This window comes from Mucilaginibacter sp. JRF, from assembly GCF_015223065.1.
GTDB lineage: Bacteria > Bacteroidota > Bacteroidia > Sphingobacteriales > Sphingobacteriaceae > Mucilaginibacter.
Genome location: NZ_JADFBY010000032.1, coordinates 1 through 346, shown reverse-complemented (window position 1 = coordinate 346; position 346 = coordinate 1). Strand labels below are relative to the sequence as shown.

General features: G+C 40.2%; 1 protein-coding gene. It reads left to right on the top strand.

Annotation, left to right across the window (positions count from 1 at the left end; all coding sequences use genetic code 11):
* Position 1: 1 nt before the first annotated feature.
* Positions 2-346: glycosyl hydrolase (locus tag IM792_RS21210; protein WP_347343832.1), on the top strand; the 345-nt coding region annotated here is incomplete at its 3' end.

Genomic DNA, 346 nt, shown 5'->3' with positions numbered 1-346 from the left:
TATTGGTTACCACTGGTATTCAGATATGGAAGCACCTGCTGCCAAATCTCCAAATAACGTATCTGATATAACAGTTACCCTGGCTAACACCTTCCCTGATAAAGAAATATGGTTCACTGAATTTGGTTACCGTACCAAAGCTACTTCAACTACAAACGAAGCTGACCAAAACGAGTTCATGACCAAGTTTATTGCCAAATGCCGCAATAACCCACGTGTTAAGGCAGTGATAGCTTATGAGTTGTTTGATGAGCCTTACAAAAAATCACACGAAGCTACTTACGGTATGTACAAATGGTCACAACAATATACAGGATCGGCTAAGAAGTTGATAGCCGAAAGCTTA